This window comes from Agrococcus casei LMG 22410, assembly GCF_900163565.1.
GTDB lineage: Bacteria > Actinomycetota > Actinomycetes > Actinomycetales > Microbacteriaceae > Agrococcus > Agrococcus casei.
Genome location: NZ_FUHU01000020.1, coordinates 140,538 through 155,147 on the forward strand (window position 1 = coordinate 140,538; position 14,610 = coordinate 155,147).

A 14,610-nucleotide genomic window follows, 5' to 3' on the forward strand; every position below is an offset into this window, starting at 1 on the left:
GAGTAAACAGTGATCCAGCAGGAATCCCGCGTCAAGGTTGCCGACAACACCGGCGCCAAGGAGCTCCTCACCATCCGCGTGCTCGGTGGCTCCGGCCGCCGATACGCCGGTCTCGGCGACACGATCGTGGCCACGGTGAAGGACGCAATCCCCGGCGGCAACGTGAAGAAGGGTGACGTCGTCAAGGCAGTCATCGTTCGCACGGTGAAGTCGACCCGACGCCCCGACGGCTCGTACATCAAGTTCGACGAGAACGCAGCAGTGCTTCTCAAGACCGATGGTGAGCCCCGTGGCACCCGTATCTTCGGCCCCGTTGGCCGTGAGCTGCGAGACAAGCGCTTCATGCGCATCGTCTCGCTCGCACCGGAGGTGATCTAAATGGCGAACATCCGCAAGGGTGACGTAGTCAAGGTGATCTCGGGCGGCCGTGAGTCACGCGGCGGCGACCGCGGCAAGACCGGTCGTGTCCTCGAGGTCTTTACCGAGCAGAACCGTGTCATCGTCGAGGGCGTGAACCTCGTCACGAAGCACGTCAAGGTCGGCCAGACGCAGCGCGGCACGAAGACAGGTGGAATCGAGACCCAGGAGGCTCCGATCCACGTGTCGAACGTCGCACTGATCGACCCTGAGTCCAAGGACGCCACGCGAGTGCGCCAGGAGACCACGACCACCGAGAAGAGCGGTGTCAAGGTCACGACGAAGGTTCGCGTAGCGACCAAGTCCGGCAAGGAGATCAAGACAAATGACTGAAACTGAAGTGCGCCTTCCGCGCCTGAAGCAGAAGTACCGCGCCGAGATCGTCGAGCAGCTGAAGGGCGAGTTCGACTTCGCCAACGTCATGCAGGTTCCCGGCCTGACGAAAATCGTCGTGAACACCGGTGTCGGCGAAGCCGCCCGTGACTCGAAGGTCATCAACGGAGCCATCGCCGACCTGACGGCCATCACTGGCCAGAAGCCGATGGTCACAAAGGCTCGCAAGTCGATCGCACAGTTCAAGCTGCGCGACGGCATGCCGATCGGTGCACACGTGACGCTTCGCGGCGACCGCATGTGGGAGTTCCTCGACCGCCTGCTCACGCTTGCGCTTCCGCGCATCCGTGACTTCCGCGGCCTGAGCCCCAAGCAGTTCGACGGCAGCGGCAACTACACGTTCGGTCTCACGGAGCAGTCGATGTTCCACGAGATCGACCAGGACAAGATCGATCGCGTCCGCGGCTTCGACATCACTGTCGTCACCACCGCAAAGACCGACGATGAGGGTCGCGCGCTGCTCAAGGCGCTCGGCTTTCCGTTCAAGGCCGAGTAAGCTCGACCAGTCACCCGGCACCAATCGGTGCCTCAGAGTATCCAGGTCGTCACTTGTGTAACAGGTGCCGAAACCAGAACAGGAGAAAATCATGACGATGACCGATCCGGTCGCCGACATGCTGACCCGTCTGCGGAACGCAAACACCGCATTCCACGACAGCGTGTCACTGCCGTCAAGCAAACTGAAGACCAACATCGCCGAGATCCTCAAGCGCGAGGGGTTCATCGCCGACTGGAAGAACGAGGATGCACGCGTCGGTCAGACGCTCACCCTCGAGCTCCGTTACGGCTCGAACCGCGAGCGTTCGATCAGCGGCCTGAAGCGCGTCTCGAAGCCGGGCCTGCGTGTCTACGCACGCTCGACTGAGATCCCCCAGGTTCTGGGCGGCCTCGGCGTTGCGCTTCTTTCCACCTCCTCAGGGCTCCTCACGGACCGCGAGGCCGAGCAGAAGGGCGTAGGCGGGGAAGTCCTCGCTTACGTGTGGTGATACAGAATGTCGCGTATTGGACGTCTTCCCATCAGCATCCCGTCGGGTGTCGAAATCAAGGTCGAGGGTGACAGCGTCACCGTCAAGGGGCCCAAGGGTGAGCTGCAGCAGCGCATCGCGGCTCCGATCGAGGTCTCGGTCGAAGAGGGCCAGGTCCAGGTGACCCGTCCCGACGACGAGCGCGAGTCGCGTTCGCTCCACGGCCTGACCCGCACCCTCATCGCCAACGACATCGTCGGCGTCACCGAGGGCTACTCGAAGTCGCTTGAGGTTGTGGGCACGGGCTACCGTGTTCAGGCCAAGGGCACGGGCCTCGAGTTCGCACTCGGCTTCTCCCACCCCGTCTCCGTCGAAGCGCCCGAGGGCATCAGCTTCGCGGTCGAGGGCAACAACAAGATCACCGTCAACGGCATCTCCAAGCAGGCTGTCGGCGAAGTGGCAGCGAACCTGAGGAAGCTCCGCAAGCCTGAGCCTTACAAGGGCAAGGGCGTTCGCTACGCAGGCGAGCAGATCCGCCGCAAGGCCGGAAAGGCTGGTAAGTAATGGCACTCGGAACACGAGGCAAGAGCAAGTCCGCCGCTCGTGCACGTCGCCACGCGCGTCTGCGCAAGAAGATCGTCGGCAGCGAGACCACACCGCGTCTCATGGTGAGCCGTTCGGCCAAGCACGTCTTCGTGCAGGTCATCGACGATTCGAAGGGCATGACCCTGGCGTCGGCATCGACCATGGAGGCAGACCTCCGTGCTCTCGACGGCGACAAGTCGGCAAAGGCAAAGCGCGTCGGCGAGATCGTCGGCGAACGCGCGAAGTCGGCCGGCATCGAGAAGGTAGTGTTCGACCGCGGCGGCAACCGCTTCGCAGGTCGTGTCGCTGCAGTCGCAGCAGGCGCACGAGAGGCAGGTCTGGAGCTGTGAGCGAAGAGACGAAGGAGACCCAGGTGACCGAGCAGGCATCGGCGGAGAACACCGCTGAGCAGGCGACGGCCGAGAACACCGCTGGGCAGAAGCAGTCCGACCACCGCGACGAGCCGCGCGAGCAGCGCCGTGGAAGCCGCGACCGCGGCACCCGCGGTGAGCGCGGACCCCGCGACCGCAACGACAGCCAGTTCCTCGAGCGTGTTGTGACAATCAACCGCGTCTCGAAGGTGGTCAAGGGCGGACGTCGCTTCAGCTTCACCGCACTCGTTGTCGTCGGAGACGGCGACGGAATGGTCGGTGTCGGCTACGGCAAGGCACGCGAGGTGCCCCTGGCAATTGCCAAGGGTGTCGAGGAGGCGAAGAAGAACTTCTTCCGCGTTCCCCGTGTCGCGAAGACCGTTCCCCACCCCGTTCAGGGCGAGGATGCAGCCGGCGTCGTGCTGCTGCGTCCGGCCGCTGCAGGTACCGGTGTCATCGCCGGTGGTCCTGTCCGCGCCGTGCTCGAGTGCGCAGGCATCCACGACGTGCTGAGCAAGTCGCTCGGCTCGTCGAACACCATCAACATCGTGCGTGCAACCGTCACGGCCCTCAAGATGCTCGAAGAGCCGCGCGCAGTCGCAGCTCGCCGTGGTCTGCCGGTCGACCGTGTCGTGCCCGAGCGTCTGCTCCGTGCAGAGGCCGAGAGCGTCAAGCACGATGCAGAGATCGCGAAGGCGGAAGCACAGTGAGCATGCTCAAGGTGACCCAGATCAAGTCGGCTATCTCAGAGAAGCCGAATCAGCGTGAGACGCTCCGATCGCTTGGACTCAAGCGCATCAGCCAGAGCGTCCTTCGCGAGGACAACGCACAGAACCGCGGCTACGTGAACACTGTTCGTCACCTCGTGAAAGTCGAGGAGGTCAAGTAATGGCTGAGAACAACGAAGAGCTCGCACCTCTCAAGGTGCACCACCTTCGTCCGGCTCCGGGTGCCAAGAAGGCAAAGACCCGCGTCGGCCGTGGTGAAGGCTCGAAGGGCAAGACCGCAGGACGCGGTACCAAGGGCACGAAGGCTCGTTACCAGGTGCGCCCCGGCTTCGAGGGCGGGCAGCTCAACAGCGTCATGCGCGCTCCCAAGCTGCGCGGATTCAAGAACCCGTTCCGCACCGAGTACCAGGTCGTCAACGTGGCCCAGCTCGAGCAGCTGTTCCCGCAGGGCGGCGACGTCACAGTCGCTGCACTGGTCGAGAAGGGCCTCGTTCGCAAGAACGAGCTCGTCAAGGTTCTCGGCAACGGCGAGCTGACGGTTAGTCTGAATGTCGAGGTCGACAAGGTGTCGGCTTCAGCAGAGCAGAAGATCGTCGCGGCCGGCGGCTCCATCAAGTAATTCAGGAGGGGTGGCCCGCGAGGGTCACCCCCTTCTGCTGTACGGAGGCAATGTAAGTGTTCAGCGCAATCGCACGAGTCTTCAAGACGCGTGATCTTCGACGCAAGATCCTCTTCACCCTGTTCGTTGTCGCGATCTACCGCGTCGGTGCATTCCTGCCCGCGCCGTTCATCGACTACCAGAACGTGCAGGCGTGTCTTGCTGCCAGTGCGACGACTGGCGGGCTCTACCAGCTCGTCAACATGTTCTCGGGGGGCGCACTGCTGCAGCTGTCCGTGTTCGCGCTGGGAATCATGCCCTACATCACGGCGTCGATCATCGTGCAGCTGCTGCGCGTGGTCATTCCCCGCTTTGAGACCCTCTACAAGGAGGGCCAGCAGGGCCAGGCCAAGCTCACGCAGTACACGCGCTACATCACGATCTTCCTCGGTGCGCTGCAGGCCACCACGCTGATCACGATCGCCCGCACCGGTCAGCTGTTCCAGGCGAACGGCGGCGGCGCTCCCGCTGTCGGCGCCTGCCAGGACCTCCTGACCAACGACTCGTGGTGGGCGATCACACTGATGATCATCGCCATGACCGCCGGCACCGGCCTCATCATGTGGATGGGCGAGCTCATCACCGAGCGCGGCATCGGCAACGGCATGTCCATGCTGATTTTCACCTCGATCGCCGCATCGTTCCCGCAGGCACTCGGCCAGATCATCCAGACCCAGGGCATGATGGTCTTCATCCTCGTCCTCGGCGTCGGCATCCTGATCATGGGCGCGGTCGTCTTCGTCGAGCAGTCCCAGCGTCGCATTCCGGTGCAGTACGCAAAACGGATGGTCGGCAGGCGCATGTACGGCGGCTCCAGCACGTACATTCCCATCAAGGTCAACATGGCGGGTGTGATCCCAGTGATCTTCGCGTCGTCGATGCTCTACCTGCCGCTGCTGGTCGCACAGTTCAGCCAGCCTGCTCCGGGCGAGACGCCCGCTGTGTGGGTGCAGTGGATCAACGACAACCTCGTGTCGGGCGACAGCCCGTTCTACATGGCGATCTTCTTCCTCCTGATCATCGGCTTCACGTACTTCTACGTGGCCATCACATTCAACCCCGACGACGTGGCAGAGAACATGCGCAAGTACGGCGGCTTCATCCCGGGCATCCGCGCCGGTCGACCGACTGCCGAGTACCTCGACTTCGTGCTCACCCGCGTCACCCTGCCAGGCTCGCTGTACCTCGGTGTGCTGGCACTGATCCCGCTCATCGCGCTGTCGACGATCGGTGCAAACCAGAACTTCCCGTTCGGTGGCGCCTCGATCCTCATCGTGGTCGGTGTCGGTCTTGAGACCATTCGCCAGATCGATGCACAGCTGCAGCAGCGCCACTACGAAGGACTGATTCGCCCGTGACCAACCTGCTGATCGTCGGCCCTCCCGGAGCCGGCAAAGGAACCCAGGCTGTGCGCATCGCTGAGCGATACGGCATCCCCGCGATCTCGACCGGAGACATCTTCCGGGCGAACATCAAGGACCAGACGACTCTGGGCAAGAAGGTCTCCGAAATCCTCGACCGCGGCGAGCTGGTTCCCGACTCGCTCACGAACGACCTCATCGCCGACCGTCTGCACCAGGAAGACGCACGCGAGGGCTACCTCCTGGACGGCTACCCCCGCACGACCGGTCAGGTCGAGTTCCTCGACGGCGTCAACACCGAGCGCGGTCAGCAGATCGACGCAGTGGTGCGCCTGGTCGCCGACAAAGAAGAAGTCGTCCGCCGCCTGCGCAAGCGCGCAGAAGAGCAGGGACGCAGCGACGACAACGCCGAGACCATCCGTCACCGTCTGGATGTCTACGAGCGTGAGACCGCTCCGCTCATCGAGCTCTTCGCTTCGCGCGGCCTGATCGTCGAGGTCGACGGCCTCGGCGAGATCGACGAGGTCACCGAGCGCGTGCTCACGGCCCTTGCGGAGCGTGGCCTGAAGTGAGGCGCTTCTCGCGCGGCATGTACAAGTCGAAGACGCAGCTGGCCGCAATGCGCGAGCCCGGCCGCATCACGGCTCTGGCGCTGCAGGCCGCACGCGAGGCGATCAAGCCCGGCGTGACGACACTCGAGATCGACGCGATCGCCGAGGCTGTCATCCGCGACCACGGTGCAATCCCGAACTTCCAGCTCGAGCCCGGCTACGAGCACACGATCTGCGCGAACGTCAACGACGTGCTGGTGCACGGCATCCCCAACGACACGCCTCTGCAGCCCGGCGACCTCGTCACGATCGACTGCGGCGCCAAGTTCGAGGGGTACAACGGCGACGCCGCATTCTCGATGGTCGTGCCCGGTGGCAGCGGCCCCGTCGTCGAGGCCCGCGAGGCGCTCTCGGCCGCGACGCGGCATGCGATGCTCTCGGGCGTGGCCAAAGTCGCCTCAGCTCGTCTCCTCGGCGAAGTGAGCGGGGCGATCGAAGACGCGATCCTCGACAGCACTCCGTACAGCATCGACGAAGACTACGTGGGGCACGGCATCGGCAAATCGATGCACGAGTCGCCCTACGTGTTCAATCACCGTACGAACGACCCGGGACCCGCTGTGCAGCGGGGCCTGTGCATCTGCATCGAGCCGATCATCCACGCATCTCGCGAAGCGATCTCGACTGTCGACGCCGACGGCTGGACCGTGCGCAATGCCGACGGCGCTGACACCTGCCAGTGGGAGCACGCGGTTGCTGTGCACGATGGCGGCATTTGGGTGCTGACGGCACTCGACGGAGGAGCGGAGGAGCTTGCTCCGTACGGGGTTGTGCCCGTGCCGATTCCCACGCCGTAACGATCCGGCGAGGTGATAGTTTCGACACAACATCACCTGCAAGGAGAATCTCATGGCAGAGCGCACCGTCACCGTAGCTTCCGCGCACGGACTTCACGCACGTCCGGCTTCCCTGTTCGCCCAGGCTGCTGCAAAGGCGTCGGTCCCTGTGACCGTGGCCAAAGGCGACAAAGAGGTCAATGCGGCAAGCATCCTCTCCGTCATCTCGCTCGGTGTCTCGCAGGGCGATGAGGTCGTGCTGAAAAGCGAAGACGACGCGGTGGTCGACGAGCTCGCAGCGCTGCTCGAGACAGATCACGACGCATAGGCGTGTGAACCATGAGTGACACCGTCGTCAAGGAGAGGGCCTCCGTTCGTACGGCCGTTCAGAAGCTCGGCACGTTCCTCTCTGGAATGGTCATGCCGAACATCCCCGCGCTGATCGCGTGGGGCATCGTCACCGCCCTGTTCATCGAAGTGGGGCCCTTCCCGAATGAGGCAATCGCGTCGCTCGTCGATCCGGCGATCCACTACCTGCTTCCGCTGCTCATCGCCTATACGGGCGGCAAGATGGTCTACGACGTGCGCGGCGGTGTTGTCGGCTCGTTCGCGACGCTCGGTGTCATCGGAGGTTCTGACTGGCTGATCGACCAGTTCAATGCCAACGCTGCCGAAGGCGAAGGCGGCCTCGGCAAGGTGCACATGTTCATCGGTGCGATGATCATGGCGCCGCTCGCCGCATGGCTCATGAAGCAGCTTGACAAGCTCTGGGAGGGCAAGGTCAAGGCCGGCTTCGAGATGCTGGTCAACATGTTCAGCGCGGGCATCTTCGCCTTCATCATGGCGCTGGGCGGCTTCTTCCTGCTGGCTCCCGTCGTCAACAAGATCATGGAATGGCTCGGCGCCGGTGTCGGCTGGCTGATCGAGACGGGCGTGCTCCCCGCGGTCTCGTTGCTCATCGAGCCCGCCAAGGTGTTCTTCCTCAACAACGCCATCAACCACGGAGTGCTGACTCCACTCGGCTCAACCGAAGCGGCGGTCGACGGCAAGTCGATCCTGTTCCTCCTCGAAGCCAACCCGGGTCCGGGCGTCGGCGTGCTGCTGGCGTTCACGTTCTTCGGCGTCGGCGCAGCTCGCGCAACCGCTCCCGGTGCTGCCATCATCCAGTTCTTCGGCGGCATCCACGAGGTCTACTTCCCGTACGTGCTCATGAAGCCGACCCTGCTGCTCGCAGTCATCGGCGGCGGCGCATCGGGCGTCGCAACCAACATGCTGCTCGGCACCGGCCTCGGCGGCCCCGCGGCTCCGGGCAGCATCATCGCGATCGGCGCGCAGGCGATCGGCCCGGGCGTCATGAACTTCGTCGGAGTGATGGCGTCGGTCGTCGTCGCAGCGGCGGTGTCGTTCATCATCGCGGCCGTCATCCTCCGGGCATCGCGCAAGGGCGACCTCGCGGCCGAGGCAGCCGGTCAGGACTCCCTCGGAGCCGCCGTTGCCAAGACGCAGGCGAACAAGGGCAAGGAATCGTCGTTCCTCTCGGGCCTCTCGACAGCGGTCATGACCGAGCCGATCACGCGCATCGTCTTCGCATGCGACGCGGGCATGGGCTCGAGCGCCATGGGCGCGTCGGTGCTCCGCAAGAAGGTGCACGGAGCAGGCTTCACAGACGTCACGGTCACGAACCTCGCGATCGCGAACCTCGATGACACCCCGCAGGTCGTCATCACGCAAGAGGAGCTCACACCACGCGCCAAGCAGCAGAACTCCTCTGCCGTGCACGTGTCGGTCGACAACTTCATGAAGAGTCCGCGCTACGACGAAGTCGTCGAGCTCGTGCGGCAGAGTCGCGAAGAGGGCGATGCGGCAGGCGGCGAGCTGGCAGAATCGGATGCGCCGGTGGTGGCTGCGGCGGCAGCTCCTGCGGCAGCGGGGCCGGGCGATGTCCTCACCCCCGACCGCGTCACGACCGCACCTGCTGCGCGCGACCGCGACGAAGCCATCCGCGAGGCTGCCGGGCGACTCGTCGCCGCTGGTGCCGTCACCGGCGCCTACGAGCAGGCGATGTTCGACCGCGAGGCCGAGGTCTCGACGTTCATGGGCAACGGGCTCGCTATTCCGCACGGCACGAACGCGGCGAAAGAGACCGTGCTGGGCTCAGCGCTCACGGTCGCGCGCTACCCCGAGCCGATCGACTGGGACGGCAACGAAGTGCGCTTCGTGATCGGCATCGCAGGCAAAGACGGCGGGCACCTCGAGATCCTCGCGAAGATCGCGACGATCTTCGCTGACGAGGCGCAGGTCGAGAGGCTGCTGGCGGCCGAAGGCGATGACGAGCTCTATGCGATGCTCAGCGAGGTGAATGACTGATGCGAGCCGTGCACTTCGGTGCTGGCAACATCGGTCGAGGCTTCGTCGGCGTCATCCTGCACAGGGCCGGCTATCACGTGACCTTCGTCGATGTGAATGCCGAGCTGATTGACGCAATCAACGCGCACGACAGCTACGTGGTTCACGAGGTGGGCGACCACGGCGACGACATCACGGTCACCGGCTTCGACGCGATCAATTCGCAGGCCGACCCCGAGGCGGCGGTTCGCGCTGTCGCCGAGGCCGACATCGTCACGTGCGCCGTGGGGCCGAACGTCATGAAGTTCATCGCCCCTGTGATCAGGAAGGGGCTCGAGGCTCGAGCACCCGAGGCCGCGCGGCTGACCGTGATGGCCGTCGAGAACGCGATCGGCGCGACCGACCAGCTGCGGGAGCACGTGGTCGAGGGCGCACCGGGCGTCGCTGACCGGGCGGTGTTCGCGAACACCGCGGTCGACCGCATCGTGCCCGGGCAGGATCCTTCGGGCATCGACGTCACCGTCGAGGACTTCTTCGAGTGGGCGATCGACCGCACTCCGTTTGCGGGTGATGAGCCGCGCATCCCGGATGCACACTACGTCGACGACCTGCAGCCGTACATCGAGCGCAAGCTCTTCACGGTCAACACCGGGCACGCGACAACGGCGTACTTCGGGTACCGCGCCGGCATCGAGACGATTGCCGAGGCGCTCGAGAGGCCCGAGATCCTGGCCGCTGTCGAGGCGGCGCTCCAAGAGACCTCGAAGCTCATCGTCGACCGCTTCGGATTCGATCCGGACGAGCATGCCCAGTATGCGGCACGGGCAATCCAGCGCTTCAGAAACCCGGCGCTGCCCGACACCTGCGTGCGCATCGGCAGGCAGCCGCTCCGCAAGCTGGGGCGCGAAGACCGGTTCGTGAGGCCCGCCGCCGAGCTGGCAGAGCGCGGAGCCGAGACGGATGCGCTGGTCGCCGCATACGGCGCAGCACTCGCGTTCGACGCGTCCGACGATGAGCAGGCGGCAGAGCTTCAGCAGCTGCTGCGAGACCTGTCGCCGGCGGAGTTCGTGACGCAGGTCAGCGGAATCGAGCAGGGGCACCCGCTGTTCGACACGCTGACTGCCGCAGTCGCGACGCGCTGAGGGCTTGCGCGCCCCATGCGGAGCGCTCTATAGTAGACCCTTGGTGTCATGCGTCTTTTGACGTGTGCACTCGCAAGACCGGTATCCACTTCTAGCAATTGAACGAGGCAATGGCCAAAAAAGACGGCGTCATCGAGATCGAAGGCTCGGTGGTCGAAGCTCTTCCGAACGCAATGTTCCGCGTAGAGCTGACCAACGGGCACATCGTGCTTGCTCACATCTCTGGCAAAATGCGCCAGAACTACATCCGCATTCTTCCTGAGGACCGGGTGATCGTTGAGATGAGCCCCTACGACCTCAGCCGCGGCCGCATCGTCTACCGCTACAAGTAGACAGCTGAGAAGGAACGGCACGCGCAATCGCGCGCGCACGAGGCCAGCGAGAAAGCGAAAACAACATGAAGGTTCACCCCAGCGTCAAGAAGATCTGCGACAAGTGCAAAGTCATTCGTCGTCACGGTCGCGTCATGGTGATCTGCGACAACCCCCGCCACAAGCAGCGTCAGGGTTAGTCAACATCTCTGCCGGTGACGGTAGGCACAACTGAATACACCCGCAGCGGTAAGAGCCCGAAAGGGCGACACCTTGGGGAGAGGCCCAGGCACCTCCGCTGCTCCACACCTCTCATCACTCCAGAAGGAGAACCACCATGGCACGTATTGCTGGTGTAGACATCCCGCGCGAGAAGCGCTCGGAGATTGCACTGACGTACATCTACGGTGTCGGCCGCACTCGCGCTCTCAAGGCGCTCGAGTCGACAGGCATCGACGGAAACATCCGCGTGAAGGATCTGACCGACGACCAGCTCGTCGCCCTTCGCGACTACCTCGAGAGCGGCGACTTCAAGGTTGAAGGTGACCTTCGTCGTGAGGTCTCCGCAGACATCCGCCGCAAGGTCGAGATCGGCTCGTACCAGGGCGTCCGCCACCGTCGCGGCATGCCCGTCCACGGTCAGCGCACGAAGACCAACGCTCGCACCCGCAAGGGCCCGAAGCGCACGGTTGCCGGTAAGAAGAAGGCCGGCCGCTAGGCCGTAGGGGAGGAATACCATGGCTGCACCTAAGACTGCCGCGCGCAAGCCGCGCCGCAAGGACAAGAAGAACATCTCGGTCGGACAGGCTCACATCAAGTCGACGTTCAACAACACCATCGTGTCGATCACCGACACCACCGGTGCTGTTCTGACGCAGGCTTCGGGCGGTGCCGTCGGCATGAAGGGCTCGCGCAAGTCGACCCCGTACGCCGCACAGCTCGCTGCTGAGTCGGCTGCTCGTCAGGCCCAGGACCACGGCATGAAGAAGGTTGACGTCTTCGTGAAGGGCGCAGGATCGGGTCGCGAGACCGCGATCCGCTCGCTCCAGGCCACCGGCCTCGAGATCGGCGCAATCCACGACGTCACGCCTCAGGCCCACAACGGCGTTCGCCCGCCGAAGCCGCGCCGCAACTAGCACGGACTCTGCGTGCGGGGGAGTGATCCTCCGCACGCGCCCAGCAATCCACGTATCCACGCGAGTCATATAGCGGACTCGCAATCGAAAGGACACATCACGTGCTGATCGCCCAGCGACCCACACTGACCGAGGAGAACATCTCGGAGTACCGCTCGCGCTTCACTATCGAACCGCTCGAGCCCGGCTTCGGCTACACCCTCGGAAACTCACTCCGCCGCACCCTCCTGTCGTCGATCCCCGGTGCTGCAGTCACCGGAATCCGCATCGACGGCGTTCTCCACGAGTTCACGACCGTTCAGGGCGTGAAGGAGGACGTGACTGAGATCATCCTCAACATCAAGCAGCTCGTCGTCTCGTCAGAGCACGACGAGCCGATCGTCGCCTACCTGTCGAAGCAGGGCGAGGGTGTCGTCACGGCCGGAGACATCACTGTCCCCGCCGGTGTCGAGATCCACAACCCCGAGGCTGTCATCGCACACCTCAACGACAAGGCGAAGTTCCAGCTTGAGCTCACCATCGAGCGCGGCCGCGGCTACGTCTCGGCAGAGCTGAACCGCGCATCGTTCGTCGAAGCCGGTTCGATCCCCGTCGACTCGATCTACTCGCCTGTTCTCAAGGTCACCTACCGCGTCGAGGCGACGCGTGCCGGTGAGCGCACTGACTTCGACTCGCTCGTCGTCGATGTCGAGAGCAAGCCTTCGATCACGCCGCGCAACGCACTCGCTTCGGCAGGCAAGACGCTCGTCGAGCTGTTCGGCCTGACGCGCGACCTGAACGCCGCTGCAGAGGGCATCGAGATCGGTCCGGCACCCGCCGAGGCGCAGCTCTCGAGCGAGCTGTCGACTCCGATCGAGGAGCTCGACCTTTCGGTCCGCTCGTACAACTGCCTCAAGCGCGAGGGCATCAACACGGTGTCCGAGCTCGTGGGACTGAGCGAGACCCAGCTGATGAACATCCGCAACTTCGGCCAGAAGTCGGTCGACGAGGTCAAGGACAAGCTCACCGAGCTCGGCCTGAACCTCAAGGACACCGTGCCCGGCTTTGACGGAGCACACTTCTACAGCGGATATGACGACGAGGAAAGCCGCTAACCGCGGCTGTCGACTGAGAGAGACAACGAATTATGCCTAAGCCCACAAAGGGTCCGCGCCTCGGCGGCGGTCCGGCGCACGAGCGCCTGATGCTCGCCAACCTGGCCGCTTCCCTGTTCACCCACAAGAGCATCAAGACGACCGAGACCAAGGCCAAGCGCCTGCGTCCGTTCGCTGAGCGCCTCATCACCTTCGCCAAGCGCGGAGACCTGCACGCACGTCGCCGTGTGCTCCGCGTGATCCACGACCCGTCGGTCGTCCACGTGCTGTTCACTGAGATCGCACCGCTGGTCGAAGACCGCCCGGGCGGATACACCCGCATCACGAAGCTCGGCTACCGCAAGGGCGACAACGCCTCTGTGGCGCAGATCGAGCTCGTCCTCGAGCCGGTCGTCAGCAAGTCGCGTGCAGCGGCTGCTGCCAGCGAAGAGCCCACGACCGAGGTCGAAGAGACCGAGACCGTCGAGACAACCGACGCTCCTGCAACTGAAGAGGCTGAGGGCGGCGCTGCCGGCGGTTCAGCTGAGGCAGACGCAGACGGCGGCTACGGCGCCGACTCGGCTGCTCCGCTCGAAGACGGATCAGCTCCTGAAGGCTTCGACATCAAGGGCAACAAGGACTCCATGAAGTTCCACCGCCCCGATGGCCAGTGGTACGACGCCACTGTCGCCGAGGTCTGGTTCCGCACGGCTGAGGCTGCCGAAGAGGCTGGCTTCGTCGAGGCGGGCAAGTAGCTCGAATCGCAGAACAGGGGGGTCACAGCGCAAGCTGTGGCCCCCTTTCGCATGCCATCGAGCGCATGTCTGACAGACGGGTTCTCGGTACGATGATTCGCATGCCCGCCTGTGTCCGCATCCGTCTCGACATTGCGTACGACGGCACTGACTTCAGCGGATGGGCCAGGCAGCCGGTGCTGCGCACCTGTCAGGGACTTCTCGAGGCTGCGCTCTCGACGGTGCTGCAGCGCGAGGTCACGGTCACCGTGGCAGGCAGAACGGATGCGGGGGTGCACGCGACAGGGCAGGTCGCGCATTTCGACGCCCCTGAGGGATTCGTGCTCGACGACCGCCTGCCGCAGCGTCTGAACTCGCTGATGCGCGCATCCGACATCGCCGTGCTCGCCGCGTCTGTCGCGCCTGTCGGGTTCGACGCTCGCTTCAGTGCGATCTCGCGCAGCTACCGATACCGGCTGCAGTTCGAAGCCCCCAACCCGCTGGTGCGCGACCGCACCTTCTGGCCCCGGCCGCTCGATGCAGACGCCATGCAGCGGGCCGCAGAGGCGCTGATCGGCCTGAACGACTTCGCCGCCTTCTGCAAGCCGCGCGAGGGAGCCACCACGATCAGGCACCTGCGCGAGTTCTCATGGCACGAGGTTGAGACCGACGGCCCCGGGCGCGTGCTCGAGGCTCGCCTGCTTGCCGACGCCTTCTGCCACTCGATGGTGCGCTCGCTCGTCGGAGCCTGCGTCGCCGTGGGGGAGGGACGGATGAATCTGGCGAAGGCCGAGTCGCTGCTGAGCGAGCGCAAGCGCGTGGGCGGCTTCACGCTCATGCCGCCGCAGGGGCTCGTGCTGCATGCTGTCGGGTACCCGCCGGAGGGCGAGCTCGAGGCTCAGTCGCGGCGCGCCCGGGCGAAGCGATCTGAAGAAGACGTGCAGAGCGCAGCCCGGTACGATGCTTGACAGGCCCGTCGCCGATCTGCAGGCGCTCACGTCAC

General features: G+C 64.5%; 22 protein-coding genes. All 22 read left to right on the forward strand.

The window, feature by feature from the left end; all coding sequences use genetic code 11:
- Positions 1 to 9 precede the first annotated feature (9 nt).
- The 22 genes from rplN to truA all read left to right on the forward strand — a co-directional run bounded on the left by rplN (position 10) and on the right by truA (position 14,575).
- Positions 10 to 378, forward strand: coding sequence for a 50S ribosomal protein L14 (rplN, locus tag CZ674_RS03620; protein ID WP_086991166.1), 369 nt, complete (start codon positions 10 to 12; stop codon positions 376 to 378).
- The gene (rplX, locus tag CZ674_RS03625; RefSeq protein WP_086991167.1) at positions 379 to 750 is read left to right on the forward strand and encodes a 50S ribosomal protein L24; all 372 of its coding nucleotides are present in this window, start codon (positions 379 to 381) and stop codon (positions 748 to 750) included.
- Positions 743 to 1,306: a 50S ribosomal protein L5 gene (rplE, locus tag CZ674_RS03630; RefSeq protein WP_086991168.1), complete on the forward strand. Its 564-nt coding sequence runs from the start codon at positions 743 to 745 to the stop codon at positions 1,304 to 1,306. The genes rplX and rplE overlap by 8 nt, the downstream gene beginning before the upstream one ends.
- Before the next feature lie 91 nt (positions 1,307 to 1,397).
- Positions 1,398 to 1,796 carry a 30S ribosomal protein S8 gene (gene rpsH / locus CZ674_RS03635; RefSeq protein ID WP_086991169.1) on the forward strand — a complete coding sequence of 133 codons (399 nt, stop codon included), beginning with the start codon at positions 1,398 to 1,400 and terminating at the stop codon, positions 1,794 to 1,796.
- Between the two features lie 6 nt (positions 1,797 to 1,802).
- Positions 1,803 to 2,339, forward strand: coding sequence for a 50S ribosomal protein L6 (gene rplF, locus CZ674_RS03640; protein WP_086991170.1), 537 nt, complete (start codon positions 1,803 to 1,805; stop codon positions 2,337 to 2,339).
- Positions 2,339 to 2,710, forward strand: a complete 372-nt coding sequence (rplR, locus tag CZ674_RS03645) for a 50S ribosomal protein L18 (protein WP_086991171.1) — start codon at positions 2,339 to 2,341, stop codon at positions 2,708 to 2,710. Before rplF ends, rplR begins: the two co-directional genes overlap by 1 nt.
- Entirely contained in the window at positions 2,707 to 3,441 is a 735-nt protein-coding gene (gene rpsE, locus CZ674_RS03650; RefSeq protein WP_086991172.1) for a 30S ribosomal protein S5, read from the forward strand. Before rplR ends, rpsE begins: the two co-directional genes overlap by 4 nt.
- Positions 3,438 to 3,620 carry a 50S ribosomal protein L30 gene (gene rpmD, locus CZ674_RS03655; protein ID WP_200810035.1) on the forward strand — a complete coding sequence of 61 codons (183 nt, stop codon included), beginning with the start codon at positions 3,438 to 3,440 and terminating at the stop codon, positions 3,618 to 3,620. Before rpsE ends, rpmD begins: the two co-directional genes overlap by 4 nt.
- A complete protein-coding gene (gene rplO, locus CZ674_RS03660; RefSeq protein WP_086991173.1) occupies positions 3,620 to 4,078 on the forward strand; it encodes a 50S ribosomal protein L15 in 459 nt (152 codons plus the stop codon). Before rpmD ends, rplO begins: the two co-directional genes overlap by 1 nt.
- 56 nt (positions 4,079 to 4,134) lie before the next feature.
- Complete coding sequence (gene secY / locus CZ674_RS03665; RefSeq protein WP_086991174.1) at positions 4,135 to 5,475, forward strand: preprotein translocase subunit SecY; 1,341 nt, start codon at positions 4,135 to 4,137, stop codon at positions 5,473 to 5,475.
- Positions 5,472 to 6,050 carry an adenylate kinase gene (locus CZ674_RS03670; RefSeq protein WP_200810036.1) on the forward strand — a complete coding sequence of 193 codons (579 nt, stop codon included), beginning with the start codon at positions 5,472 to 5,474 and terminating at the stop codon, positions 6,048 to 6,050. The genes secY and CZ674_RS03670 overlap by 4 nt, the downstream gene beginning before the upstream one ends.
- Before the next feature lie 17 nt (positions 6,051 to 6,067).
- Complete coding sequence (map, locus tag CZ674_RS03675) at positions 6,068 to 6,886, forward strand: type I methionyl aminopeptidase (RefSeq protein WP_086991175.1); 819 nt, start codon at positions 6,068 to 6,070, stop codon at positions 6,884 to 6,886.
- Between the two features lie 52 nt (positions 6,887 to 6,938).
- Positions 6,939 to 7,193, forward strand: a complete 255-nt coding sequence (locus CZ674_RS03680) for an HPr family phosphocarrier protein (protein ID WP_086991176.1) — start codon at positions 6,939 to 6,941, stop codon at positions 7,191 to 7,193.
- Positions 7,194 to 7,204: 11 nt separating this feature from the next.
- Positions 7,205 to 9,232 carry a PTS mannitol transporter subunit IICBA gene (locus CZ674_RS03685; RefSeq protein ID WP_086991177.1) on the forward strand — a complete coding sequence of 676 codons (2,028 nt, stop codon included), beginning with the start codon at positions 7,205 to 7,207 and terminating at the stop codon, positions 9,230 to 9,232.
- On the forward strand, positions 9,232 to 10,353 hold the full coding sequence (locus CZ674_RS03690; RefSeq protein ID WP_086991178.1) for a mannitol-1-phosphate 5-dehydrogenase: 1,122 nt from the start codon (positions 9,232 to 9,234) through the stop codon (positions 10,351 to 10,353). The genes CZ674_RS03685 and CZ674_RS03690 overlap by 1 nt, the downstream gene beginning before the upstream one ends.
- A 110-nt stretch (positions 10,354 to 10,463) precedes the next feature.
- Complete coding sequence (gene infA, locus CZ674_RS03695) at positions 10,464 to 10,685, forward strand: translation initiation factor IF-1 (protein ID WP_086991179.1); 222 nt, start codon at positions 10,464 to 10,466, stop codon at positions 10,683 to 10,685.
- 65 nt (positions 10,686 to 10,750) lie between these two features.
- Positions 10,751 to 10,864, forward strand: coding sequence for a 50S ribosomal protein L36 (rpmJ, locus tag CZ674_RS03700; RefSeq protein ID WP_086991180.1), 114 nt, complete (start codon positions 10,751 to 10,753; stop codon positions 10,862 to 10,864).
- A gap of 137 nt (positions 10,865 to 11,001) precedes the next feature.
- Positions 11,002 to 11,382, forward strand: a complete 381-nt coding sequence (gene rpsM, locus CZ674_RS03705; protein WP_086991181.1) for a 30S ribosomal protein S13 — start codon at positions 11,002 to 11,004, stop codon at positions 11,380 to 11,382.
- A gap of 19 nt (positions 11,383 to 11,401) precedes the next feature.
- The gene (gene rpsK, locus CZ674_RS03710; RefSeq protein WP_086991182.1) at positions 11,402 to 11,800 is read left to right on the forward strand and encodes a 30S ribosomal protein S11; all 399 of its coding nucleotides are present in this window, start codon (positions 11,402 to 11,404) and stop codon (positions 11,798 to 11,800) included.
- Positions 11,801 to 11,901: 101 nt separating this feature from the next.
- Positions 11,902 to 12,894 (forward strand): DNA-directed RNA polymerase subunit alpha, encoded by a 993-nt coding sequence (locus CZ674_RS03715; RefSeq protein WP_086991183.1) that lies wholly within the window; start codon positions 11,902 to 11,904, stop codon positions 12,892 to 12,894.
- A 32-nt stretch (positions 12,895 to 12,926) separates the two neighbouring features.
- Positions 12,927 to 13,628 (forward strand): 50S ribosomal protein L17, sunset domain variant, encoded by a 702-nt coding sequence (rplQ, locus tag CZ674_RS03720; protein ID WP_086991184.1) that lies wholly within the window; start codon positions 12,927 to 12,929, stop codon positions 13,626 to 13,628.
- Positions 13,629 to 13,729: 101 nt separating this feature from the next.
- Positions 13,730 to 14,575, forward strand: coding sequence for a tRNA pseudouridine(38-40) synthase TruA (gene truA, locus CZ674_RS03725; protein ID WP_200810037.1), 846 nt, complete (start codon positions 13,730 to 13,732; stop codon positions 14,573 to 14,575).
- Positions 14,576 to 14,610 lie beyond the last annotated feature (35 nt).

Excerpts from the sequence above, each read along its gene's own strand:
- rplX (WP_086991167.1), top strand. The coding sequence starts at position 379 with ATGGCGAACATCCGCAAGGGTGACGTAGTCAAGGTGATCTCGGGCGGC.
- rplE (WP_086991168.1), top strand. The coding sequence starts at position 743 with ATGACTGAAACTGAAGTGCGCCTTCCGCGCCTGAAGCAGAAGTACCGC.
- rpsH (WP_086991169.1), top strand. The coding sequence starts at position 1,398 with ATGACGATGACCGATCCGGTCGCCGACATGCTGACCCGTCTGCGGAAC.
- rplF (WP_086991170.1), top strand. The coding sequence starts at position 1,803 with ATGTCGCGTATTGGACGTCTTCCCATCAGCATCCCGTCGGGTGTCGAA.
- rplR (WP_086991171.1), top strand. The coding sequence starts at position 2,339 with ATGGCACTCGGAACACGAGGCAAGAGCAAGTCCGCCGCTCGTGCACGT.
- rplO (WP_086991173.1), top strand. The coding sequence starts at position 3,620 with ATGGCTGAGAACAACGAAGAGCTCGCACCTCTCAAGGTGCACCACCTT.
- map (WP_086991175.1), top strand. The coding sequence starts at position 6,068 with ATGTACAAGTCGAAGACGCAGCTGGCCGCAATGCGCGAGCCCGGCCGC.
- CZ674_RS03680 (WP_086991176.1), top strand. The coding sequence starts at position 6,939 with ATGGCAGAGCGCACCGTCACCGTAGCTTCCGCGCACGGACTTCACGCA.
- CZ674_RS03685 (WP_086991177.1), top strand. The coding sequence starts at position 7,205 with ATGAGTGACACCGTCGTCAAGGAGAGGGCCTCCGTTCGTACGGCCGTT.
- CZ674_RS03690 (WP_086991178.1), top strand. The coding sequence starts at position 9,232 with ATGCGAGCCGTGCACTTCGGTGCTGGCAACATCGGTCGAGGCTTCGTC.
- infA (WP_086991179.1), top strand. The coding sequence starts at position 10,464 with ATGGCCAAAAAAGACGGCGTCATCGAGATCGAAGGCTCGGTGGTCGAA.
- rpmJ (WP_086991180.1), top strand. The coding sequence starts at position 10,751 with ATGAAGGTTCACCCCAGCGTCAAGAAGATCTGCGACAAGTGCAAAGTC.
- rpsM (WP_086991181.1), top strand. The coding sequence starts at position 11,002 with ATGGCACGTATTGCTGGTGTAGACATCCCGCGCGAGAAGCGCTCGGAG.
- rpsK (WP_086991182.1), top strand. The coding sequence starts at position 11,402 with ATGGCTGCACCTAAGACTGCCGCGCGCAAGCCGCGCCGCAAGGACAAG.
- rplQ (WP_086991184.1), top strand. The coding sequence starts at position 12,927 with ATGCCTAAGCCCACAAAGGGTCCGCGCCTCGGCGGCGGTCCGGCGCAC.
- truA (WP_200810037.1), top strand. The coding sequence starts at position 13,730 with ATGCCCGCCTGTGTCCGCATCCGTCTCGACATTGCGTACGACGGCACT.